The organism is Planococcus sp. TJ-201 (assembly GCF_058268495.1).
Window position 1 is genome coordinate 579,719 of sequence record NZ_JBZDOG010000001.1, and the last position, 24,897, is coordinate 604,615.

General features: G+C 42.5%; 22 protein-coding genes. 4 read left to right on the top strand and 18 right to left on the bottom strand.

The window, feature by feature from the left end; translation table 11 throughout:
- Positions 1-133 precede the first annotated feature (133 nt).
- Positions 134-577 carry a cyclic-di-AMP-binding protein CbpB gene (gene cbpB / locus AC4EG4_RS03150; protein ID WP_490977764.1) on the bottom strand — a complete coding sequence of 148 codons (444 nt, stop codon included), beginning with the start codon at positions 575-577 and terminating at the stop codon, positions 134-136.
- A gap of 103 nt (positions 578-680) precedes the next feature.
- Positions 681-1,448, bottom strand: coding sequence for a 2,4-dienoyl-CoA reductase (gene fadH / locus AC4EG4_RS03155; protein ID WP_490986888.1), 768 nt, complete (start codon positions 1,446-1,448; stop codon positions 681-683).
- Positions 1,449-1,632: 184 nt separating this feature from the next.
- Here fadH and AC4EG4_RS03160 point away from each other — a divergent pair, with 184 nt between their 5' ends.
- The gene (locus AC4EG4_RS03160; RefSeq protein ID WP_490977762.1) at positions 1,633-2,094 is read left to right on the top strand and encodes a YkyB family protein; all 462 of its coding nucleotides are present in this window, start codon (positions 1,633-1,635) and stop codon (positions 2,092-2,094) included.
- Positions 2,095-2,136: 42 nt separating this feature from the next.
- Here AC4EG4_RS03160 and AC4EG4_RS03165 read toward each other — a convergent pair whose 3' ends face one another.
- The 5 genes from AC4EG4_RS03165 to ykzS all read right to left on the bottom strand — a co-directional run bounded on the left by AC4EG4_RS03165 (position 2,137) and on the right by ykzS (position 6,733).
- Entirely contained in the window at positions 2,137-2,997 is an 861-nt protein-coding gene (locus AC4EG4_RS03165) for an NAD(P)-dependent oxidoreductase (RefSeq protein WP_490986889.1), read from the bottom strand.
- A gap of 213 nt (positions 2,998-3,210) precedes the next feature.
- Positions 3,211-4,434, bottom strand: a complete 1,224-nt coding sequence (locus AC4EG4_RS03170; protein WP_490977760.1) for a hypothetical protein — start codon at positions 4,432-4,434, stop codon at positions 3,211-3,213.
- Positions 4,431-5,585, bottom strand: a complete 1,155-nt coding sequence (locus tag AC4EG4_RS03175; protein WP_490986890.1) for a DUF58 domain-containing protein — start codon at positions 5,583-5,585, stop codon at positions 4,431-4,433. The genes AC4EG4_RS03170 and AC4EG4_RS03175 overlap by 4 nt, the downstream gene beginning before the upstream one ends.
- Entirely contained in the window at positions 5,586-6,521 is a 936-nt protein-coding gene (locus AC4EG4_RS03180; protein WP_490986891.1) for an AAA family ATPase, read from the bottom strand.
- 23 nt (positions 6,522-6,544) lie between these two features.
- A complete protein-coding gene (gene ykzS / locus AC4EG4_RS03185; protein WP_490977757.1) occupies positions 6,545-6,733 on the bottom strand; it encodes a protein YkzS in 189 nt (62 codons plus the stop codon).
- Between the two features lie 200 nt (positions 6,734-6,933).
- Here ykzS and AC4EG4_RS03190 point away from each other — a divergent pair, with 200 nt between their 5' ends.
- Together AC4EG4_RS03190 and AC4EG4_RS03195 are read left to right on the top strand one after the other, a co-directional pair.
- Positions 6,934-7,548, top strand: coding sequence for a CPBP family intramembrane glutamic endopeptidase (locus AC4EG4_RS03190; protein ID WP_490977756.1), 615 nt, complete (start codon positions 6,934-6,936; stop codon positions 7,546-7,548).
- Positions 7,549-7,608: 60 nt separating this feature from the next.
- On the top strand, positions 7,609-8,310 hold the full coding sequence (locus tag AC4EG4_RS03195; RefSeq protein WP_490986892.1) for a DUF8580 domain-containing lipoprotein: 702 nt from the start codon (positions 7,609-7,611) through the stop codon (positions 8,308-8,310).
- A 62-nt stretch (positions 8,311-8,372) separates the two neighbouring features.
- Here AC4EG4_RS03195 and AC4EG4_RS03200 read toward each other — a convergent pair whose 3' ends face one another.
- The 10 genes from AC4EG4_RS03200 to AC4EG4_RS03245 all read right to left on the bottom strand — a co-directional run bounded on the left by AC4EG4_RS03200 (position 8,373) and on the right by AC4EG4_RS03245 (position 22,332).
- Complete coding sequence (locus AC4EG4_RS03200; RefSeq protein ID WP_142826163.1) at positions 8,373-8,816, bottom strand: MarR family winged helix-turn-helix transcriptional regulator; 444 nt, start codon at positions 8,814-8,816, stop codon at positions 8,373-8,375.
- Between the two features lie 90 nt (positions 8,817-8,906).
- Complete coding sequence (locus AC4EG4_RS03205; RefSeq protein ID WP_490977754.1) at positions 8,907-10,256, bottom strand: TrkH family potassium uptake protein; 1,350 nt, start codon at positions 10,254-10,256, stop codon at positions 8,907-8,909.
- Positions 10,257-10,548: 292 nt separating this feature from the next.
- On the bottom strand, positions 10,549-11,727 hold the full coding sequence (locus AC4EG4_RS03210; protein ID WP_490977753.1) for an anti-sigma-I factor RsgI family protein: 1,179 nt from the start codon (positions 11,725-11,727) through the stop codon (positions 10,549-10,551).
- A gap of 56 nt (positions 11,728-11,783) precedes the next feature.
- On the bottom strand, positions 11,784-12,530 hold the full coding sequence (gene sigI, locus AC4EG4_RS03215; RefSeq protein ID WP_490986893.1) for an RNA polymerase sigma-I factor: 747 nt from the start codon (positions 12,528-12,530) through the stop codon (positions 11,784-11,786).
- 227 nt (positions 12,531-12,757) lie between these two features.
- Positions 12,758-13,552: a TerC family protein gene (locus AC4EG4_RS03220; protein WP_490986894.1), complete on the bottom strand. Its 795-nt coding sequence runs from the start codon at positions 13,550-13,552 to the stop codon at positions 12,758-12,760.
- 221 nt (positions 13,553-13,773) lie between these two features.
- Entirely contained in the window at positions 13,774-14,853 is a 1,080-nt protein-coding gene (locus AC4EG4_RS03225; RefSeq protein WP_490986895.1) for an SDR family oxidoreductase, read from the bottom strand.
- Positions 14,854-14,931: 78 nt separating this feature from the next.
- The gene (locus tag AC4EG4_RS03230; RefSeq protein WP_490986896.1) at positions 14,932-17,991 is read right to left on the bottom strand and encodes an efflux RND transporter permease subunit; all 3,060 of its coding nucleotides are present in this window, start codon (positions 17,989-17,991) and stop codon (positions 14,932-14,934) included.
- Positions 17,992-18,125: 134 nt separating this feature from the next.
- On the bottom strand, positions 18,126-19,694 hold the full coding sequence (locus AC4EG4_RS03235) for a peptide chain release factor 3 (RefSeq protein WP_490977748.1): 1,569 nt from the start codon (positions 19,692-19,694) through the stop codon (positions 18,126-18,128).
- A 105-nt stretch (positions 19,695-19,799) separates the two neighbouring features.
- Complete coding sequence (locus AC4EG4_RS03240) at positions 19,800-21,260, bottom strand: UDP-N-acetylmuramoyl-L-alanyl-D-glutamate--2,6-diaminopimelate ligase (protein ID WP_490977747.1); 1,461 nt, start codon at positions 21,258-21,260, stop codon at positions 19,800-19,802.
- Positions 21,261-21,279: 19 nt separating this feature from the next.
- Entirely contained in the window at positions 21,280-22,332 is a 1,053-nt protein-coding gene (locus AC4EG4_RS03245) for a M42 family metallopeptidase (RefSeq protein ID WP_490977746.1), read from the bottom strand.
- 226 nt (positions 22,333-22,558) lie between these two features.
- Here AC4EG4_RS03245 and AC4EG4_RS03250 point away from each other — a divergent pair, with 226 nt between their 5' ends.
- A complete protein-coding gene (locus AC4EG4_RS03250) occupies positions 22,559-24,127 on the top strand; it encodes an ATP-binding protein (protein ID WP_490986897.1) in 1,569 nt (522 codons plus the stop codon).
- A 94-nt stretch (positions 24,128-24,221) separates the two neighbouring features.
- Here the strand turns inward: AC4EG4_RS03250 and AC4EG4_RS03255 are convergent, their stop codons facing one another.
- The gene (locus AC4EG4_RS03255; RefSeq protein ID WP_490986898.1) at positions 24,222-24,872 is read right to left on the bottom strand and encodes a PepSY domain-containing protein; all 651 of its coding nucleotides are present in this window, start codon (positions 24,870-24,872) and stop codon (positions 24,222-24,224) included.
- Positions 24,873-24,897: the final 25 nt, after the last annotated feature.

Here is a 24,897-nt window from a genome sequence, read left to right on the forward strand (position 1 = left end):
AGTAAAGCGGCAAAGATTGGTCGGAGCTCTGAGTTGGTCTTTCAACAAAAAATGAGAAGCTCCACTTTTACAGCTTAATTAGCTTTTTAAGCATAAAAAAGGCCTCTAGAACGAGACCTTCTGCGATGCTTGGTTAAATTTTTAATTGATAAATTTGTTTTTTCAACTTTTTCAACACAACACGCCGCGTCAAGATTCCCATGAACATTTCTTCATCGTCAATGACACACAGAAAATTTTGGTTGATGACCATATCCAGCGCTTTTTGAAAACGTTCGTTAATGTGGATCAAAGGCAAGTCTTTTTCCATAATATCTTCCACGCGGATATCAGAAAGCCGTTCGTATTCTATATGATCCATTCCGAGAATTGCATCAGTAATCCGTTGTGCATTGATCAAACCGCGAAAGCGATATTTTAAATCCAGTACCGGAATGGCTGAATAGCCCGTCTTCGTCAACACGAGTAACGCATGTTCGGCACTATTGCCCATTTGAACATGTGCAACTTTTTCGGAAGAAATGATATAGTCTTCGATCGGTGTATCCAGAAAATCTCTGCTTGGTAATGAAATCATGTACTCTACTCCTTTTGCATCGCTTGTATTAGATGCCATCCATTCAGACTTCATCATAACACATCAGGATTCCTGAAACTATTTAATTGGTGCACAAAATACCTTAAAAAGGAAATTTGTTCAGCCATTGGCCGCCGTCCAAAGTAACGATTTCTCCATTCATGTAAGAAGCTTTATCCGACATAATAAAAGCAGCAAGCTCCGCTACTTCCTCAGGTTTTCCGAGTCTGCCAAGCGGAATTGACTCCAACGTCCGTTTGGCTGCTTTCTCGGATTCCCAAAGTTTATCAGCTCCGCCGGTCCGCTCGATGGGTCCAGGGGCAATGCCGTTAACCCGGATGCCAAACTGAGTTCCCCATTCAACTGCAAGTGTCCGCGTCAAAGACATAACACCCGCTTTTGCTGCAGCTGAGTGTGCAACACCTGCTCCGGCATTCCAAGCATAAGTGGCTAACATATTTATAATATTGCCTTTCGTACCGTTCTCTATCCAGTAATTGCCGACTGCATGAGAACAGAAAAAAGTGCCATTTAATACAATATCAATTACCGACTTCCAGCCATTTGGCGATAGTTTTTCTGCATGCACAATAAAGTTGCCGGCAGCATTGTTGACCAGTCCATCGATTCTTCCAAATTTTTCGTGTGCGAACTGTACCATGGCTTTCGCATGTTCGTGTTCTCGTACATCCATTTGAAACACTTCAACTGAGCCACGGCTTCCTGTAATCGCTTTCACTGCTTCGTTTAATTTGTCCATATCACGCCCTGTGATGACAACATTGGCACCTTCTGAAGCGAACTTTTTAGCCATATGCAGCCCCATGCCGCTCGATCCGCCTGTAACAATAATCGTTTGATCCGTAAACATGCAAACATCCCCTTTAAATTAGATTACAAATAGTGATTTTAGATCTTTTCACTTGTATTCATTAGTTCTACAAAGCGAATGGATTCCCCTTTTTTCACATATGCCCCTTGAGTATACAGTGACTGAAAATTTTGATATGATGGAGATGAAAATATCAATATTTTTAAATGAAAGGAATGAGTCCATGTCTGCTGCTAAGTCTGATTCAGATATTGCACAAGCCATCTTCACAGTTAATCGGCATGCAAAAACTGCCCCCGACAATCAATATTTGTATGCATTGAAGAAAGAAGCATTAAATCTTATGATCGAAAAGCAACGCGCTAAAAAAGTCGGTTTGCACTTCAGCAAAAATCCTCAGAAAAGCCAACAACAATCTTCCGTCCTCGTAAAATGCGGCAATTACTATTTTCATATGCTCCCGAAAAAAGACGATTTTTCTTCACTTGAGCATTTAGGCAATCTGGATGATACATACCGTAATCCACCAAGCCGAATGAATTTAAAAGTGGCAAAAGAAATTTTGCGGACTTTAACCGGATTAGAGCCGCAGAAAAAAGAAGCGGCTGTCTCCAATTTTACCAAGTCCTACCAGCCCCGGCAACTTGACCGGTTTTACTCGCCGAAAAAATCTTATTTTGACTAAAGCTGAACTTTAGCCGGAAACCTTTATAGGTTTCCGGCTTTCTTATGCATCATAATGCCGGATCAAGGTCTGTGTGCCGTTATCTTCATATCCCTGGGCTGCCACCTCTTCGTACATGCTAAGTGACAATCGAAGGCCCGGCAAATTCAATCCCCAGTTTTCCGCCTCTTCTGCAGCAATCTTCATATCTTTAATAAAATGCTTAATGTAAAAGCCCGGTTGAAAATCTTCGTTAATCATTTTTGGCGCCAAATTCGATAATGACCATGAACCTGCTGCCCCGGAAGATATAGAACGCAAGACCCGTTCTGGATCAAGACCTGCTTTTTTTGCATAGACCAGTGATTCACAAACCCCCATCATATTGTTTGCGATGTTAATTTGGTTGCACATTTTAGTATGTTGTCCAGAACCCGCTGGTCCTTGAAATACCACGTTTTCCCCAAATAGGTTCAGCAAAGGACTAACTTGTTCAAATACCTCTTTTTCCCCGCCAACCATAATGGATAGAACCGCATTTCTGGCACCTACATCCCCGCCAGATACAGGAGCATCCAAGGCATGTAATCCTTTTTCAGCCGCTGCTTCAAAAATCCGCTGCGCCAACTGCGGCTTTGAAGTTGTCATGTCGACAAGCACTGACCCGGTCTTCGCATGGTGAATAATGCCTTTATCACCAAAATAAATTTCTTCAACATCGGAAGGATAACCGACCATGGTGAAAATGACTTCACTATTTTCAGCAACTTGTTGAGGCGACTCTACTAAAATAGCACCTGCTTCAATCAGGTTTTCTGCTTTTTGGGCCGTTCTTGTATAGATGAAAACCTCATGCTTATGGTCCAATAAATGTTTGACCAGGCTATTGCCCATAACTCCAGTCCCAATAAATCCGAGCTTCATTTGTATTTCCTCCTTCTGTATCTATCTTCAGTTTAGCAAAAATCTTCAGGATATTCACTTTTCTTTTTAAAAAGAACATATTGTACATTTTTTACTTATTTCCCACTCAAAAAATGCAAAAAAAGAAGCCGACCCGTATAACGGACCGACCACAAAAGGGGGAAATGAGAATGTTGCTGTGTTCTTGTATATTATGCCCTTCTTCCAAGTTCTTTAAACATGTTCATTTAAATATTTCCTTTTTATTTCTGTAATTTCGCCGATAAACTCCATGGCCTGGGAGTCTGGCAATTGCATGTCTCCATACCGGACCCGATCATAAGTCTTGAAAAAAGAATCGGTTACGTCCCAGTGCAGTCTTGCTGTCCATTCACGGACCGTCTCATATTTTTTGCGTCCCACTTGCTGTTCTGTTGCCAACATCTCCAATTCCCGAAAAGCCTCCCGAATTTGATGGAGATCCAGATTCTGGCTATGAGGTGCAGCCGGCCTCGGCACAAGCTGCTCTACTGAGGCGTGGTCATGCCTGGTAATGCTGACCTTATTTTCTTCCACCGGTTCTTGTGAATCAGGTTTTATTTTTCGCACCCAATACACCAATGCTATGGCGCATGCCAGTACTGCAATTCCTAAGAAGATTTCAACGGGAAAATCGGTCGGTACGGCTTCGCTTACTGCCAAATCGTTTTGAACAGCTTCTGCATCCGGACCCAGTTTTTCGATCGTCTCCTGCATTTCTTCCTCAGTCGACAGAGCCGACAAAAACTCAGTGACCTGCTCAAGAACCAGAGCAAGTGGCCAAAACAACAGTTTTATCACGCCTCCAACAGCCCAACCAGCCAAACTCCGAACTTCATCAGCAATCCAAAATATACCGATCGCCGCAACTGCAGGGAGAATGGCAAGCGTGCCAAAAGCACCGACAACTTGGCTGAACCGCGCACCATCAGCCTTAGAGTGAAGGTAGCTGTATACCAAGTGCAATGCTACATAAAACAACACCGCAACAGGGACAAGAGTGAAGAGTAAACGGCTTGACAGCGGTTCCGGGTTCAGCAGTAAAATAACCCAGATGATGCTGAAAACTACCAGAAACTTCATCAAAAATTGGGAACCGTGATTAAACCCTTCATATCGGACTGAGTAGCGGACATGGAGCAAGTAAACAGATAGCATGCTTAAAATCAAGGCCAGCCATAATGCCATCCCTCCGGTCCACATAACAGCCGCGGCAACAAGTGCAATACCGACGACCCACGTTACTCGATACGTTTTTTTTGAAAACAAAAAATAAGAACTACACGCCATCAGCATGGCTGCCAACAGCCAAATCCAAACTACCGGCAATGCCGTCTCACTAGAAACAAAAACCAGAACCATGGAAATAATAAAAGCATCCAACATAAAATAAATGGCCGATACTAAGCGCGCCGTCATGCCAAATCACGTTCCTTTCCGCCCAGCAAGACCGTTAATTCTGTTTGGCTGCTCCATTTGGTAATAAAATGCACAGCCTCTTTCGGCTCACCGGTCAATAGGTAGGTCGTGTAAGGCAATTCTGTGTGGATGTCCAAATGTCCAAGCATCGCGCGGTAAGAAAGTGTAGCGCTGTTTTTTGAAATGATCGACAGCAATTCCAATGCCTGCTGGCGTTGCTTCTGGCCTTGTCCCGCAGACAAATATAAATAAGGCATCTTACCCGCTGAGCGAATATTTATCGCCAGTGCATACGGCACTCCCGCACGAAAGCAATTTTCTACGTACGAAGCCAATTCTTCAATTCGCTCTTCCAAATCGTGGATGGTCCCATAAAGAGCAGAGACGTTCAGTGCAAACAGCATCGATTCATTGGCCACTTGCGAAAAGATTTTGGTTTGGTAATTCTGCATTCTGACGCTGGCTTTCCAATGAATTTGATTGAATTGATCTGTTGAGACATAGTCGCGTGTGCCGATCGGCTGAAAAGCATCATCAAATAGGGAATGCCGCAAATTGAATTGGCCAGGCTTGTGCCGGGACGGCGTGGAACGAAAAGGGTAATTTTGCAATTTAGGAAAAACGAGCTGTTCTTGTAAAATTGCCAGTTTGTACTCCAGAGTCAAACTGCCTTCTCCAAATGGCTGCGGAATAAGTACCTCCATTTTTTGGATGCGTGACAGCCCTCTCTTTTTGCCTGTAATGGGCACCTCGATTTTAATGGTTTGCTTGCTGCCAACGGTAAAAGGCAGATCAAGCTCAACCAAATCTCCATAACTTGCTGCATTTGTTTCTTTTGGTTCCACTGCATCGTAAAACCAAATTTTCAATTGGCCTCCCCAAATTGGCAAGCCGTCATTTTTAAAAACAAGCTCCCAAGAAGAATCCCCTCCGTAAAGCACGCGTTTGCGCATCCGTTCATTTTGGAACAGCAGCTTCTTCCCGGCATCCTTCAAGTAAAGGAGTTGCAAACCGACTACTCCTGCGACAAAGCTGATGACCGCTGCCGCCAAAAACTGCAAAAATACCATAGCCATGAAAAGCAAGACGAGTAAAAACCCTAGTACTCGTTTCATGTTTTTCGTATCGTCATTATGACGGATCCACACCATCTAAAATGCCTCTACCGGTGAAGGCACGGAATTTGAAATTTCGCGTAAAATAGCACGCGGTTCATGAACAAGCATGCCCTCAGCAGTCAGCATCAAACGATGGACTGCGACAGGTTCGAGTATGTATTTCACATCATCCGGCGTTACAAACTGCCGTCCTTCCACAAAGGCTTTCCCTTGAGCAGCATGAACAAGCGCCAGCGCCGCACGGGAACTTAAACCCAGCTCAATGGAAGGATGTTCGCGAGTAGCCCGAACCAGCGCCAAAATATAGGTTTCGATGTCTTCGTGAACCGCTACCTTGCCAGCATCAATTTGCCATTGCTGAACATCTTCGATGGATGCCACCGGAAAAATTTCTTTTTTATGGGAAACATTGTCGCGGAAGTTCCGGATGATGGACAGCTCTTCTTCGTATTTGGGGTAACCAATTTCCAATCGAAATAGAAAACGGTCCAACTGTGCTGCAGGAAGCGGAAAAGTTCCCTGCTGTGATTCGACTGGGTTTTGAGTAGCGATGACGATAAACGGATCTGGCAATTGGATGGTTTCCCCATCGATCGTTGCCTGTTTTTCTTCCATCGATTCCAACAAGCTCGACTGCGTCCGCGGTGTTGCACGATTGATTTCATCCGCCAACAGCAGATTGGTTTGGACAGGCCCTGCACGCAGCTCGAACTCTTGAGTTTGCGGATTAAAAAAACGAATGCCGGTCACGTCTGACGGCAAGACATCTGGTGTGAATTGAATTCGTTGAAAACGGCCGGCAAACGATCCAGCAAATGCTTTAGCCATCCATGTCTTGCCTGAACCCGGTACGCTTTCGAGCAAGACATGCCCCCCTTGAATCAAAGCAATTAGCATAAAATCAATTTCTTTTTCTCTGCCGACTACCAATCTGTTCAACTGCGCTTTAGCTTTCGTTAATTTCTCCACATTATCCCCCGCTTCACTTTCATTTATTTTGATGGTTCCACTGTGTATGTATAGACAGTAGTTCCATGGTGATAAGCTGTACCTCTGAAATGCTTGAAATCTTCTCGTGCAATCAAGACGGTGCGAAAATCCAGGAAATCTTCTTTCGCAATTGTAATGGATTCGAGTTCCCCATTTTTCAAATTTTCGAGTTGCTGGTTATAGTCATTCATGAATTGTTCCCCTTTTGCCTTAGTTTTAATGAGCCCTTCTGTTATAATACTAGACGAATGAACATTATCGATTTTGGCTAGTATTTTTGAAAGCCACCCTAATATACAGATGCTAAAGATCTGTACTAGGAAATAGTATACAGTAAACAAACAAGTGGGACATCTTTGTCCTTGCAGCTGTGATTTTTAGGAGGATTTACATGATTAATTTTTTGAAACAGCATCCTTTGATTTTGATGCTGCCCCTGGCTTTTTATTTATATAATTTAGCATTTGAAAACACCGCCATCTTCTGGTATATGTATACATTTGCGATGCTGATCCTTATGTCACTCGCTATTATATTCGTCAAGATTTTCGATGAACTCGTCACGTGGAAATCACTCATTTATGGCTTAGGTTATGGAACTGTTCTTTATGCCCTTATTGCTGGTGGATTTCAACTGGTGCTGCTTTCTCCTTTTAACATATCCGGGCCAGTAGCCTCCTTTTTGTCTGCATTTGCGCCGGTTTCGATTTGGCATTATCTTCTCCTGATGTTTATCATTGTGCCAGGTGAAGAAGTTTTTTGGAGGGGCTTGGTCCAACAAAAATTGAAGAAATACTTGTCCACTCCACTTTCGATTTTGATCAGTTCCATTCTTTTCGGCTCTGCCCTAGCATTAAGCGGGTTTTGGCCGGGTGTAGCAGCAGGTATCTCAGCAGGCTTGATTTTGGGTTTGCTTTACGAATGGAAAAGGAGCCTGCCTCTTATCATTGTTGCTCATCTTGTTATGATTATACTCCTATTCCTTGTTTTGCCTCTTCCGGTATAAAATGAAACATTCCTCCTTTTCGAACGTCTACTAGACAAACCGATAAGGAGGAATTTTTTTATGAAGAAGCATTTATTTTTATTATCATCTGTCCTGACGGTTGGCGTCGTTCTGGCAGCTTGTGGATCGTCTGATACTGCCGAAGAAAACACTGGGTCTTCTCCTGACGAAGCGACTGAAGAAGTAGTAGCAGAAGAAACAGACGATAGTGTACCAGCTGAAGAAACTGCCGAAGAAACGGAAGACAGTGAGTCGGCTGATGAAACAGATGAAGTGACAGATGACAGTGAGCCCGCTGGTGAAATTGAAGAAGAGACAGATACTGAAGACGCTGATCCCGCCGGCACTCTGACACAAAGTGATGGACAAAATTATGAATTGTATGTTCTTGACGGCTACGAACTAACTGCTGAAGAACCTAAAAAAGATTCGCTTTTCGCCGTTGATAATTCTGCCGTCTTTATGCGCATCGAGACTTTTGCTCCTGGAGAAATCGATTTTACAGCCGCTGAGGAAAACATGATCCAGACTCTTCAAGCTGTAAATCCGGAGGAAGAACCTGCTGAAGTTACAGGATTTGACGGAGAAGATTTTGATCAATCTACAGTATATGAAGTGCCAAGCACCGAAGGCACCGTGACCGGCATTGTTTTTGAAAACGAGGACCTGTTGGTGCGCTTGACAATTTTTGATGACAGTACTGTCAATGCCACAGAAAATTTTATCGCTATGGGAAGTACGATCGATTCACCGGAAGAATAAAACTAAACTTCTTTCTTACACATACAAAAGGCCTTCCGACTTGCGGAAGGCCTTTTGTATGATTAGTAAGATAAGTCTTTAATGGATAACCCCAATTTTTTCATTAATTCGATTGCTTGTTCTTTCTCTTCACTTGATAACGCATCTGTGAGCTCGTGCAATTTCTTTTCGTGTTCCGGGAAAATCTGTGCCATGAACTCTTTGCCTTGCTCCGATATCTCAGCATAAGTCACACGTCGATCGCTCGGACAATTCACTCGGGTAATGTAACCTCTTTTTTCGAGCTTATCAATCACATAGGTAATCGAACCGCTTGCCAACAGAATTTTTCCACCTATTTTTTGCAGCGGCTGTTTTCCTTTATGATACAGAAGCTCCAAGACAGCAAATTCTGTCGGATTGACTCCGCTTGCCTGAAAGAAATGATTGGTCTGTTCGGTAATGGCTTTATGTGCACGCGACAGCACAATAAATAATTTTAGTGATTGTTTGATTTCTTCGTTCATGCTATCCACTCTTTCCACTGTTTAAGCTACGTTACACTAATTATAGTCTTTATTCATTAAAATAACATCTTCCAAGATTCGTTCAGAATATTAGCCAATGATTACACGCTCTTTTGGATAATGGAACTTTGTTGGGTCTGTTTTGCCGCCGATTGTAAAGAGGAATGAAATCAAACCAACTCGCCCCACAAACATCAGCGCCATAATGATAAACTTCCCGGGTTCTGAAAGATCACTCGTGATGCCCAAAGACATTCCGCATGTTCCAAACGCTGATGTAATTTCAAATATAATTTCGACAATCGTTGCCTGCGGCTCGGTAATAAGCAATGTGATCGTTGCCGTCAATACCATAAAAACTGCTAGAAAAATAACGGCAAACGAACGAAAAACATCAATCAATTCAATTTCGCGCTTGAAGATTTGGATGGTGTTTTTCCCACGTGCAAAGTTTATCAAAAACAGGATGGCGATGGCAAAAGTCGTGGTCCGGATCCCACCTCCTGCAGAACTTGGAGAAGCCCCAATAAACATCAATGCACTCATAAAAATATTGGTCGCCTCGCTGAATTGCGTAATATCCACTGTTACCAAGCCACCAGAACGCGACGACACCGAATGGAAGATTGCTGCAAATGCTGTTTCGTGCCAACTCATTCCTCTAAATGCCCGAAACGATTCCAATAGCAGAATACCAATGGCTCCGACAGCCAATAAAATAGCGAAAATACTAGTCGTGATTTTCGTAAACAACGAAAAACGGAAATGCTTTTGTTTGTTCGACAAAAATTCTTTTACTTCAATCAAAACCGGGAAACCAATAGCTCCTAATATGATCAGAATCATGTTAATGATTTGAACGAAATAATCATTAAAGTAAGGCACCAGGGATTCTCCAGTAATATCGAATCCTCCGTTTGTTGTGGCAGTTATAGATCCAAAAACGCCGTGAAGCAATGCTTCCTGAAACGTTGGAAAATATTGCGTAAAGTAGAGCGTTAAAATAAGTGCTCCAACCGCTTCAATCAACAGTAAAATTTTTACGATTTCCACAATCAATTTTACAACACCCGACATACTCGATTGATTATGGTCCACCATTATTAATTGGCGCTCACGCAACCCGATGCGTTTACCGACAAGAAGCCAAAAAAACGTCCCTATGGACATAATGCCAATGCCACCCAGCTGCAAAATAAACATCAAAACAACGATACCGAAAGTGGTATAAGTATCGACCACGTTTATAACAGTCAAACCGGTTACGCTCACAGCGCTTACAGCTGTAAACAGGCTGTCAATCAAAGGAATCGTCATTCCAGGTTTATGGACATTTGGCAACCTTAGTAATAAGAAGGAAATGGCAATTGCGACAAAATAATACGAAACAATCGCCTGGGCAGGTGTAAGATTCCGCACTTTTTGAAATGTTTTATTCATAAGACATAGATTCCCTTCAACGTTTTACTCTCTCCCCATTCTATGAAAAGAATAGATAAAAAGAAAGAGAAATCGAAAATCTATTTAGCTATAAGCAGTTGAATTTGCGAATGGGTCTGATTTCTACTACTTTAAGTTCACGTAAAGATGATTGCTCTTGTGCAAAAGGACTAGCCATACGGTTTTTGAATAGCTCGTGAATGTCTAGAGCTTTCATAATTAGAAACTTGCTTTTCTACCCATTCACTAGGAGACTTGAAACAAAATACCGAAAAAGAGTAGAAAAAATTTCCTACTCTTTTCCGTTATTGTTTTGCTGGTTTTTCTGTTTAGCGGCATTGTCTTTTTTCTCTTGCTCTTTTTGCTTTTCTTTGCCGGGTGGCTGTTTTTTATTTTTTTCTTGTCCTGACAGATTACGGGATTCTTTCTCTACAGTGGAACTAGTGGCATTGGGAGCATCATCCTTTTTTTGCTGGCGTGGCGCTTCACTTTCCTTCTGTTCGCTCTCTGCTGGTGTTTTCTGTTCTTCTTCTCCAAAAGGCACTTCTTTTGGTTTAGGTTCTTCATGCTGTTTTTTCACTGGAGGGGTATTCTCATTTTTTTCTGATGGTTTATCCTTCATATTAGTTTGTTCGGGTGTTTTTTGCGGTTCTGGCTTTGCAGCCTCACTTTTCTTTTCCACGATTGGCGGAACGACTTTCTTTTCTGGAGATTTGGGTTCATTCGTTTCTTTTTGAATAGTTGTTTCTTTGCTTTCATTGTTTTGTTGAATTGGATCTTCTGCTTTTTTATCGTTTGATGTTTCTTGTTCGTTTATTGAACTTTCTTCTTTCGGAGTAGAATTTGGTTCACTTTCTCTTACAGGAACCTGAACTTCGGGTTCTTTTTGTATTTTTAAGGTTTCAGCTTTATCAATCAATTGGCCCATAGGCACAAGATCTTCTTTCGATTGACGCCATTGTGCCCGAGTAGCCTCTTTCATTTGAATCGCTATGTTTTCATTTTTTGCAACTGAAGATAGGGCTAAAACAAATTCTTTTATAGACCGATCCAGATTGTTGCCATCTTCTTCAACCGAAGTAATGGTGATTTGTTGAGTTTGTTCAGTTACAGCCAACACAAACACGCGATCCAAGACACTCGTCACCGAATCATTTTTCCAGTTACCCAATTCGTGAATCAAGTCATGTCCATCGCTGTTCAGCTCTCGAATCGAAACAACCTCATACTGGTCATTGAGTCCCAGTTCAATGCCTGGATTGATTTCAACCTGAACATAATTAAATGCCTCTTCCTTTGGAAATGCTAAAGCAGATACAAAGAAAGCAAGGGCTGCTACTGCTGCTAACACTGGAGCCATAGCTGACTGCCAGCGAAGCAATGGTTGTTTTTCGAATGGATAAAAAAAGGCTTCTTCTCCTATTAAAGGGGTGCCGGTCGGCGTTCCTCGAACAAATTCACCATTTTTCACTAGAAATACCGAGCGGTCTTGGTTTGATTCAATGCATATTCCTGATTGTATGCGCATTAGTTTAACCGCCCCTTCAAGTAATCTTTTAAAAAATGCAGATCGCTCATTTGAAGCAAAGCCATTGCAATTATGTATTTCCGATTTCGTTCAATCGTTTTTCGAGATACCTTGACCAGTTTCTCAATTTCCTTGATAGGCAATTTCTTCGTGTCCACCAAGTGGTTCCTGTATTCATCTGTTTCGGCCACCAACTGCGAGATTTGAATAGCCGTAATGCGTGCATCTTCGTGAACTGGTGATACCTTGGCCAAGATGCGAAATGATAACCCAAACTCTTGAAGCATTTCTTCATACAAGGAAATTTCTTCACGTCTTTTTTGATCTTGTTGCTCAATTGTATGCGCATAAGATGCTGCATGATCTGCGATGCCATTATGCCCTTCCGGATCTGCAGACGGCATAAAATCATGGCTAAATTCTTCTCTGCGACTTTCTTTGCGTATAAAATCGATGATTCGCCTTCGAATGACCATATGGGCAAATGTCAGAAATGAAGCATTATTGGTTTGATCAAATTTTTGGATTGCCTCATTAAAAGCCGCCAAAGCAATACTGTATTCATCATCGTGATCGTCAATAAATCGTTTGCATATTTGAGAAGCGGTTTTTTTCATAAAAGGTGCATAAGAAAAAAGCAAATCGTGCAGCGCCTGTTCGTCACCGCCTTGTGCTTGTAATACCATTATTTCAGCATTGGATTTTTCAATACGTCCAAATCTCCCGCTTAATGAAGACAAAAGCACATCATTCACCTCTTCTCAAAGTCACTGCCTATTTGATTGTAACTTTGAAGGATTCGATTGAAAAGAGGCAGGTTTTCTGTTTCTCTCATATATTCGCCCAATTACCAATTCTTTTGTGGGTGGTCCGCCTTATTTCAATTCCATAAACCTCATTTAAAATAAGACAAAGAAAAAGTGCATTGAAATGGAATCAATGCACTTTTCTACTCTTAACCTAAATTCATTATCTATTTTGCCTCGTGTTCTTTAGCTTGATCTTTGTTTTGTTTAACTCCAAGCAGACCGCCTACAACTCCGATGCCGAGTAATACTGTCCAGAAGACCAGTGTCCATGGTGTTGAGTGCGGGAAGTCGTGCGGCAAGACGCCTACATTTTCGTGTGATAAGGTCATGACCAATAATTTGACTCCTACCCAACCAACGATAACGAACGCAGCTGTTTCGAGTTGTGGGTATTTTTCAAGCAATTGAACAAATTTATGGGCTGCAAATCGCATGATAATAACACCAATTAATCCACCGGCAAGCATGACCATAAACTGGCCAGAGTTTATACCGCCAATGTCATCCATTCCAAATACATTCAAGTGAGGCAAGGTAACAGCCAATGCAACCGCTGCAAGCATAGAGTCGATGGCAAAAGCAATATCAGCCAATTCAACTTTTAATACCGTCATCCAAAAGCTTGATCCTTTTTTCGCAGGTGCATCTACGCCTTCGAGAATTTCGTCCGTGTCCCCTTTGCGCTGATCATAAATGCTCTTGATTGAAATAAACAAGAGATATGCTGCTCCAAGTGCCTGAATCTGCCAAATATTAACCAGCAATGTAATCATGAACAATGCTGCAAAACGGAAGACGAAAGCCCCCACCAAACCATAAAATAACGCTTTTTTCTGTTGCTCTTTTGGCAAATGCTTCACCATGACCGCCATTACTACTGCATTGTCTGCAGCCAGCAACCCCTCAAGCCCTACTAAAACCAATAAGACCCAAGCATACTCCAATAATACTGCTTCCATTCCGTTTTTCCCTCCCTATTTTTCCCCACAAAAAAGACCTCTGCCTAAATAAAGGCAAAGGTCTCGCTAAGCAAATAAAATTTGCTATCACAACCGATGGCTACTAACCATGTCTTGACGACTGTGAAATAGGTTTCCCCATAGCTACTCCCCCTTGACTGAAAGTCAAAGTGTATTATTTTGTAATGTCAGTATAGCACCATTTAATTTAGAGTGGTAGTTTAAATAATGGAGATTTGAAAATTTTTGTCTTTTTTATGCAAATTGTAAAACTGTACCATCGCCGGCATGGTTTCCAGAAAATCCGGACAGTGTATATTGCTCCCTTCCAACAACCGCTGTGCATTTTGCGTGTCGAAATCAGCTGACCAAGTTAAATAATCCAGCGTTTCTTTTTCAACACCTAGCCCTTTTCTTACAGGACCAAAAGACAGCGAAATTTTAGCCATACTATGTGGCAACCGTCCTTTCGGATCCTTTCCTGTCATTGATTGGACCATACTTCGATACACTTCTTCAACAGGATGAGGAGTGGGATCAGTCAAATGTACAGTTTCACCTGACGCCGCTTCCAGTTCGCTGAGGTAAATAGAAGCATCCAAAATGTAATCGACTGGCACGACATTGATGTATGAGTTCGAGTGTCCTACATATGGAATTATTGGCAACCATTTGAGTCGGTCGATCAGATTCAAGAAAAAGTATGGACCATCAAACTTGATCGTTTCGCCTGTTACCGAATGCCCACGAACTATGCCAGGACGAATGATTAAAGTGGGTACTGTTTTCTTTAGTTCCACCACCAGCAGTTCCGCTTCGAATTTGGTTTCTTCGTAAAAGTTTTTAAAAACTCCCGGTCGCTCCAATTGATTTTCGTAAATGATTCCTTGTCGATTGCCAGCTACATAGGCGGTACTGAAGTATACATAACGCTCCAGTCTGGGCAACTCACTGATAAACTCATTTACCTTTTGTGTTCCTTCCACATTGACTTTCCAAGCAATATCTCTGGGAACAGCCAAATCATAAATAGCTGCAAGATGCCAGAAAACTATATTTTTTTCCATCAGGTATGCTTTATCGCTTTTGGACAATCCCAGTCCATCTTTTGTAATGTCTCCTTCTATTAGTTTGATGCTTCGACAATTTGTCTCTTTTTGAATGCGTTCAGCTTCCGTCTCAGCTTTTGCGCGTTCTGACGATAAAACAATGGCAGCAATAGAATCATTTTTCTGTGCATGCTTTTGAATTAATTGGCTGGCAATAAAACCTGGAAAGCCTGTAAATACCACTTCTTTCATAGCTTCAGCTCCCTTTTCTCCCATCATACTAAATTCTTTACTAACTTGCAGAAAAAGAAAAAAAGTAAACCCGAAGGCTTACTTTTTGTTCATTCTTCTGGTTTCTTTATCAAACAGACTGTACACGATTGGCACAATATAAAGTGACAGCAAGGTCGAACTGATCAGTCCGCCAATTACAGTAATTCCCATTGGCTGGTTGATTTCTGTACCTTCACCGATTCCAATTGCTAATGGCAATAGTCCCAGTATCGTCGTCAAGGCCGTCATCAAAATCGGACGGCGGCGATCATGGACCGAAGTAATAATGGCATCATAAGAATTCATGCCCGCTTCTTTTCGCTGATTGATGTAGTCCACCAGCACAATCCCGTTATTGACGACAATTCCTACCAGAACCAGTATACCGATAACGGCAGTAATACTGATCGGCGTCTGCGTAACAAACAATGCGATTGCTACACCAATTGCCATCAATGGTACAGTAAACATGATAACCAGTGGGTATTTAAAGGATTCGAACTGGGCTGCCATGACAATGTAGACGAGAACAATAGCTAGTACCACAGCCATCATCATATCGTTTATCGAGTTGTCCAACAGCTCTCGGTCGCCACCGAATGACACTACCGTATTTTCATTCAAGTCCAATTCCTCAATTGTTGTATCCACTTGATCTGACATGTCTCCCAAAGTGATGCTTGATTGGTGCTGAAGTGTGAAAGAAACACTATCTGCCTGGTCTACCCGTTGAATGCTGACCGGACCTTGAGCCACTTCAATGTCTGCCAACTCCTGAAGCTCTACAAATTCTCCTGAAGGCGTCCGAAGAGTCAAAGCCCGAAGCTGCTCAAGACTGTCTCTTTCTTCTTCTCCATAAGCCACATATACGCTAAGAACATCATCATTTTCTGTCAATACTTGTGTAGCCAACACACCACGCGTGATGTTATTGACCGTTTGTGCTATCTGAGCCGGAGGCAGCCCGTATTCGGTCGCTGCTTCCCGATTGATGGTCATTTGGATTTCGTCAATCGTTTCCTGGCGATCATTCGTTAACTCGGTCACTTCTGAAAGATTTTCTAATGCAGCTTCTATATCAGCGACGGCTGTATCCAAGCGTGCACGATCCGTATCCGTTACAGTGAATGACAATGTGTTTGGTGAAGAACCAGCAGCTGTTTGCAAATTAAAGCTAACCAATGCACGGTCTCCCACAGTTTCCAAAATTCGTGGTTGCACATCATCCACAAAATCAAAAATTGAACGGTCACGATCCGCTAAGTCCACGAGCTTCACATAAATTTCAGCCGTATTCGATTGGGAGGCGTCCTGCGCCTGATCTTGCTGCGTCGAGCCAACCAAGCTGACGTAGACATCTACTTCTTCTTCAATTTTCAATTCTTCTTCGATTAAGTTAACCACTTCGTCCGTTGCAGCTCTGGAAGATCCATTTTCGAGTTCAACTGAAACACTAACAAAACCTTCATCAGTTGCTGGAATAAACTCTGTACCTACTTGCATGACACCGAAAGCTCCAACGACCAACAACACCAATGCAGTTAACAGTACAAGAATTCTATGGCGCAGTGCCCAAACTACGGACCCCTCAAACGTCTTGACACTTCTTGAAGTGTCTTTTTGTACTTTCGGTTTCATACCGGGTTTCCCCAGCATTCGCGAGGCCATCATCGGAATGACGGTCAGCGCAACCGCTAAGGAAGCGAAAAGACTAAACGAAATCGTTAAGGCAAACTCAAAGAATATTTCCCCTATTAAACCAGAAATGAAGATGACCGGAATAAAAACCGCTACCGTTGTCAAAGTAGAGGCAATAATTGCACCGGAAACTTCTTTTGCACCATCTGACGCTGCCTGTTTGGCCTTTTTGCCCATCGCCAAATGACGTTCGATATTTTCGATTACAACGATTGCATTATCGACGAGCATCCCTATACCCAATGCCAATGCACCTAAGGTTAGAATATTTAGCGCAAAATCGGCAAAAAACATGAGAACAAACGTAACAATGACCGAATATGGAATCGCGACTCCAATAATAATTGGGCTTTTAATGCCACGAAGGAAATAAAACAAAACTAACATGGCAAATAGACCACCCAGAACCAATGTCTGGCCAATATTCCCAATGGCTAGTTTGACATAGTCACCTTGGTCGAACAGGATGTCTGCTTCGACTCCTTCAAAGCGCTCTTCGCTCAGCAGTTCATCCAATCTCTCTTGGAAAGCATCCGAAACATCCGCTGTATTTGCCTGAGACTCTTGGAGCGCCGACAGCAAAACAGCTGGTTCTTCGTTCGTTCTTGTTTCGCTGTTGCTTTCGCGTTCACTAACATTGACTTCAGCTATGTCGCCGATTGTGACATTATTGCCTTCGATCGGATCAATCGTTAAAACCAAATCACGAATTTCGTCTACATTGGTCAAGGTGCTGATAATCCGAGTGGTTAAATTACGCCCGTCTTCTGTCTCAATCGGTTCTCCTGGCAATGAGATATTGTTTGCCTGAATCAGCTGGACAACATCCGATTGCTGCAGGCCACGTTCTTCCAACTCAGCCTGGTTTAACTCGATTTGAATTTCTTCTATTAAAGAACCTGAGATATTAACGCTCGCCACACCATCTGTTTGGCGAAGCTCTGTTTCCAGTTCCTCTGCAATTACCCGCACGTCAGCATCCGGATCACTTGAACGCAATGACAGCTGCAAAATTGGGAATTGTGAAGGGTCAAACTTTAAAAAACGAGGATCATTTGAATCATCCGGGATTGGTGTCTGGTCAATCCGCTGCATGATATCAGTTTGGACATCGTCGATATCAGTTGACCAATCAAATTCCAGTAAAATAAAATTTGAACCTTCTTGGCTGTTTGATTGAATCGATTCAATTCCTGGCAATGTTGACAAGCTTGCCTCCAGGGGTTTTGTCACTTTTTCACTTACTTCTGTCGGGCTCGCGCCTGGATAATTGGTCACTACCACACCAATTGGAGGACTAAGCTCGGGGATTAAAGTAATAGGAATACGAGTAAACGATACCGCTCCCAAGATAATGATCAAAAACATAATTACCAGTGTAAAAACTGGCCTTTTTATCGAAAAATCGCTTATTTTCATCTGCTTAACCCTCTTTCCCTCTCTTTCTATCATAAGAAAAAATACCTGCAACCGCAAACTTTACAACAGTTGTTCACCTATATGCCACTTTTTTGAAAAAAACAAAAAAACCTGCCAGCAGCAGGTTTTCATTTTTATAACAGACTGTATAATTTTATGCCTGGATTTTTATCTTGGAACCAGCGTGTTGCAAACTCGTTCTCGAATAAAAAGACATAATTGTCGAAACGGTCGCGAACGAGCATCGAACGTCCACTGGACATGGATTCTTTCACATCTTCTTCATTCTCAATCCAGCGGGCGATTTTGGAACCAACCGGCTCCATCCGCACATCCACATTGTATTCATTTTTCATGCGGTGTTCAAACACTTCAAATTGAAGTTGGCCTACTGCACCAAGAATAACTTCTTCTAAATGAAGCGTTTTGTAATATTGGATAGCGCCTTCTTGTACCAGCTGAAGTATGCCTTTATGGAAATGCTTTTGTTTCATAACATTTTTTGCGGTAACTTTGACAAAAAGCTCCGGGGTAAATTGCGGCAGACTTTCAAATTGAAACTTCTTACCGCTCGTAATGGTATCTCCAATTTGGTAATTCCCGACATCGTGAAGACCAATAATGTCGCCTGCTACAGCTTCGTTGACCATCTCCCGATCATCTGCCAAAAATTGCGTTGTTTGCGACAACCTAAAGACTTTTCCAGTGCGAGCCAATGTTACGTTCATCCCACGCTCAAATTTGCCGGAAACAATTCGCACAAAAGCAATCCGATCGCGGTGAGCCGGGTTCATATTGGCTTGAATTTTGAAAATAAAACCCGAGAAAGGCATATCGATTGGATCAATTTCTTCATTTTCCTGCGTGTCGCGCGGTTGCGGCGACGGTGCAAATTGCAAGTACGTTTCTAAAAACGTTTCGACACCAAAGTTAGCCAGCGCACTGCCAAAGAATACCGGTGTCAGTTCACCTTTTTTCACTCGGTCAATAGAAAAATCATTACCTGCTTCATCCAGCAATTCAATGTCGTCCATTGCCTGTGTGTAATAAGAAGTTTTCTTCATTTCGTGATCTTGGATCATTTTGCCTTGTTCATCAAGTTCAAGAAAACGATCGCCTTCTGAACGAAACGGTTCAATGCGCTTGTTAAAACGGTCATAAATACCAAGAAACTCTTTGCCCATACCGATTGGCCAGTTCATTGCATAGGATTGGATGCCAAGAACTTCTTCCAGTTCTTCCATCAATTCCAGCGGTTCTTTGCCTTGGCGGTCCATTTTATTGATAAACGTAAAAATTGGAATGCCGCGCATTTTGCAAACTTTAAATAACTTGACGGTCTGCGCTTCAATTCCTTTGGCGACATCAATAATCATAACAGCACTATCAACCGCCATTAAGGTACGATAAGTGTCTTCACTGAAATCCTGGTGACCAGGCGTGTCCAGTATATTGACGCGGTGTCCATCATAGTCAAATTGCATGACGGAAGAAGTTACAGAAATGCCCCGCTGCTTTTCGATTTCCATCCAGTCGGATGTAGCAAACTTGCCGCTTTTTTTGGCTTTAACCGTTCCAGCGTCACGGATAGCTCCACCGAATAACAGTAGTTTTTCCGTTAAGGTCGTTTTCCCGGCATCCGGGTGGGAAATGATGGCGAAGGTTCTTCTATTTTGAATTTCATTCTTTAATTGGTCTGACATGTTTATACGCTCCTTTAATCTACTCTCTTCATCTTAGAGAAGGCAACTGAAAAAAACAAGGAATTTTAACGCCTGCAGAAAAAAGGAGCCTTTAAAGGCTCCTTTTTACTGAAACTTTTTCATTGCTTCTTGAATCGCAATTTCTTTATCGCTGTGTGGGTACTTGGTGTTGCCGATAATTTGGTAATCCTCATGTCCTTTTCCAGCCAGGATGACAATATCTCCTGGCTGCGCCTGTTGAACAGCATGCTTTACTGCTTCTTCACGATCACCAATGCAGGCAAAGTGGTTATGGGTCATTCCCGTTTCCAAATCTCCTAAAATGCTCTCGTAGCTCTCATCGCGCGGATCATCCGTTGTTAAAACTACATAATCTGCAACAGATGCTTTTTCAGCCATGATGGGACGCTTTGTTTTGTCGCGGTTGCCTCCCGTGCCTACCAGGAAAATAATGCGCTGTTCTTTAAAATCCTGCACTGCCTCAATCGCTTTTTCAATAGCATCGGGCGTATGCGCGTAATCGATAAAAACAGAAATGGGCACGTCCAGGTCAACTTTTTGCATCCGTCCTTCTACTGGCGCAATTTCTGCCAGTGCTTTCAGGATTTCATTCAAATTATAGCCTTCTGCATACAAAGCTGTAATGGCCGCCAAAGCATTGGAAACATTAAATTCACCAAGCAGTTTCATTTTCACTGGAAACTGGCCTTCTGTGCATTTCAACGTAAAAGTTGTCCCCTCGTTTGTCAATTGGATATCTTTTGCCTGGAACTGAGCTTGGTTTTGGATTCCATATGTGTAAACCGGATGCGGAGTCATTTTCGCCATTTCATCAGACCATGGATCATCAGCATTTAAAATAGCTTGTTTCTGATTTGCCAGATCCTGGCCAAGCTGCGAAAACAACAAGCTTTTGGCATGTCCATATTCTTCCATCGTCCCGTGAAAATCCAGGTGGTCATGCGTCAAATTGGTGAAAATTGCAGTATCAAACTCGACACCTGCTAAGCGCCCTAGTATCAATCCATGCGAGGACACTTCCATCGTCATGTGCGAGCAGTCTTCATCACGGGCACGTGCAATCATTTGCTGGGTCGTGAGCGCATCGTTTGTTGTGTTGGCTGATGCATGCAATTGGCCATTCAAATCAAAGCCGATGGTTCCAGTCAGCGCTGATTTTTCTCCGAGCTTCATCAGCATTGAATGCAGTATCCCTGCTACACTGGTTTTGCCATTAGTGCCCGTCACACCTGTCATATGGAGAAGCTTGGAAGGATAGTCATAAAATTTTGTCGCTAACAGGCCAAGGGCCCGCGAAGTGCTTTCAACAATGACTACTGTTGCATTGTCGATGGTTAATGGTTTTTCTGCCACGATCACGGTAGCGCCTTGATCGGCTGCCTGCTGGGCAAAATTGTGGCCGTCCACTGTATAGCCCGCAATGCAGACAAACATCGAATCTGCTTTAATGTCACGGGAATCTATTGTCAAATGTTCGATCGTTTCCGGTAGCACACCTGTAATCTGCTTATATGGAATGGCCGTCAGTAACTCTTTGCTGTTCATGAAATTCCTCTCCTTACTGTTAAGAAACCAAGGGAGACAACACATATGCGTGTAGCAATGCTGCCGCCGCTTTTAATGAATCGGTATGGGTGCGTTCATATGAATGGGAAGCTTCAATTCCGGGACCAAACAACGCATGCTTAACATCATGTCCTGCGCTGATGGCAGCTGACGCGTCTGATCCATAATACGGATAGATATCGACTTTGTAATCGATGGCGTTATCTTGTGCCAACGCAATTAAATGGCGAGTCAACCCATAATGGTAAGGGCCGCTCGAGTCTTTTGCACAAATAGAAACCGTGTACTCATCCGACTCTTGGCCATCTCCAATAGCGCCCATGTCAACCGCAATATATTCTTGTGTTTCCACTGGGATGCTGGAATTGCCGCCGTAACCAATTTCTTCATTATTCGAAATGTAAAAATGAGTTGTATAAGGAAGCTCTTCTCCTGATTCACTGAAATGCTTCACGAGCTGAAGCAACAAAGCCGTGCTTGCTTTGTCATCCAAATGCCGTGATTTAATGTAGCCGGATGCGGTTGCTTCAAACCTTGGCTGGAATGAAACAAAATCCCCTACTTCAATCCCCAAGTTTTGAACCGCCTCTTTTGAAAAGGCTTTTTCGTCCAGGCGCACTTCCATATTGTCGGCATTGCGCTCAGCTGTTCCCGCATCTTTGTAGACATGAACTGTAGTCTGATGAAGCAGGATTGTTCCCGATACGGTGGAACCGTCGGCTTTATGTACAAGGCAATTTTCGCCTTCAATGGCATTAAATTTAAATCCACCGACCAACGACAGCTTTAAACGGCCGCTCGGTTTGATTTCTTTTACCATGGCACCAAGTGTATCGACATGTGCTGTTAGCAAACGATGTTGTTGTTGATTTTTCCCTTGGATGGTCGCAATTACTGCACCTTTGTGGGTTGTTGTATGTTCAACATTCCATTGTGCCAGTAAGCTGCGGATTCTTTTCATGACGTCCATGGTATAGCCGGACGGACTTGGAATTTCCACTATTTCTTTTAATAACTCGATCGTTTCGTCGTGATTCCATTGATAAGTCATTTATATCACTCCTCGGTCTTATAATCATATCAAAATCAAGGATGTTCGGACAGTCCTGTCTTATAGTATTATAGTATTTAGTTAAAGTCTTTTAATTCAGTTGAATCGCGTCCATGTAGAGTTCTTTCTATTTGGCCTTTTTTCTGCAGGCTTAAGGAAGATCGAAGCAGTTTCTCCGCTTAGCTTGCTCGCTAAAAATCAAAATGTAGAAAATTCGAGGTGTACAATGGATAGCAATGCAACCAATCGCAAAAGGAACCAGTTATTTATTCATTTATATGGCTTTTCAAGCATCCTGCATTTTTTGCTTAATCAATGGGTAGATATGAATTCAGCGATCATTTCTCCTTTTTTTGGCATGGCATCTTATGTAGTATTGCTAGCTTTTTTTTCCACCAAAATAAAGGAACGAGTTCTTCAACTTGCAATTCTGTTTGCCATGAATGTGCACGTTTTTATTTTAAACCTGGAATCCCTATCTTCTATTACACTCATCTTTTTTGTTGTGCCTATAATCGCTGCCGCCTTGTACAACGATACAAAACCAATTATCCTGCTGGGGATGGTCACTTCTTTCGAGTTTTTACTTCTCATTACTGTATTTGACCGTTTTACTGCAAGAGCTCCGCTGCCTTATATCCAATTGTCCATCATTGTCTTTTTTCTGGCCGTATTGTCGATCACTTTGCTTCATAGCATTTATTTCAGCCGTTACTGGAAACAATTAGAGCTGAAAAATGCATCGATGGAAAAAGCTTTGCTGTCGAAAGAAGGATATTTGCAGCTGTTTTTTGAAACTGCCAAAGATGCGATTGCAGTGTTTGATTCGAATAATAAGATTATTGCCGTCAATCCTGCGTTTGAAGAACTGTATGGCTGGACTTCTGAAGAATGCATTGGCAAATCGCTGCCGCTTTATCCAGATGATATGAAAGAAGATGCAGAGAGGCGAACATGGGAAGTCCAGCAAGGCAAAAGCTATTCTCTATTGGAAACAGTGGACGCCCGCAAAGATGGCACACGCTTTCATGCTCAAGTGACATTGTCGCCTATCTTCGACCAGTTCGGCAAAGTGATTGCTACGTCCATTATCTCACGGGACATGAGTTACCAGAAAGAATCAGAAAAAATGATGCTTCAGTCTGAAAAACTCAAGCTGGCTGGAGAAATTGCCGCAGGCGTTGCTCATGAAATCAGAAATCCCATGACCGTTATTTCCGGGTTCGTCCAAATCATGCACAATGATCCCAAACATCAGTTTCCAGAATATACGTCTTTGATTCAATCTGAAATGGAACGCATCAATTTAATCATTAGCGAGTTCTTAGTTTTGGCTAAACCTCAAGCTTCGGCATTGAAAAAGTTCAGCATACAAAATGCACTGGATGATATTCTTCTGCTATTTGGCCCAGAGCTGAATTTACATGGCATCACGGTGAAAAAAGACTGGCTGGAAGATTTTTATGTGAATGGAGAAGAACACCATGTGAAGCAAGTTTTTATCAACTTACTAAAAAATGCGATAGAATCCATGGAAGAGCCTGGAGAGATTCGGATCCTGCTCAAAGCTGAACAGGATTCTATGTTGTCCATTAGCTTCAGCGATTCCGGAAATGGCATTTCCGAAAAAGATTTGGGTGAAATTTTCCAGCCTTTTTATACAACAAAAGCAACCGGCACAGGCCTTGGACTGATTATTTCTCAAAAGATTGTTCAAGAACACCAAGGGGACCTGATCATAACAAGCTCACTGGGAGTAGGAACGGTCGCCACCATCTTGCTGCCGGCAGAATAACTAAAAGACTGAAGGAGAAAAATCAGTGGATTTTTCTCCTTCAGTCTTTTTTACGCCATCTGTTTATAGCCTAGTTTTCTCTTTGCATTCAATTTCAATCATCATCGTCGTTGTCGTCATCATCGTCATCTGAGTCAACTTTCAGGATAGATCCGTCTTTTGCGTGAACTTCGACATCATGCTCCGTTCGGCCATCTCTAATTTCAATTTCGTAATAAGCAATGCCATCGTCATTTTCAAGTTCGAATTTTTCAACCGTTCCACTCACTACAGCTAATGCCGCTTCAATCGCTTTGTCAGAGCCGATCAGTCCCTCGCTTGGAGAAGACTTTACATTGTTTGAATTGTTGGCTGCAGATGGTGCGCTGCTAGGTGCAACTTTCGATTGTGACGAATCATCATCTCTATCCTTCTCACGTTTTTGCTCCAGCACTTCTCCAGTGTAAGCATCAAACTCAAAATCATATTCATACCCATCAAAATCGATATCGACTTCGTAATGAGCTCTTCTGTCATCATTGTCCAACTCGATATCGGTAATGCGGCCGTTTGCCAACTCTAATGCTTTTGCCGAAATTTCTTCAGAGCTGAGCATTTCTTCAGTTGCTGACGACTTTTGGACCTCGTTCGTTACTGTACCTGAAGTGGATGATGGATTTTCTGCGGGTGATTCTGAGTTTGCCAAGACAATCCCTCCAAATGCTAAAACCCCTGCTGCCACCGGAATGTAAATTAGTTTTTTCATGTAATTTCTCCTCCTCATTTGTTGT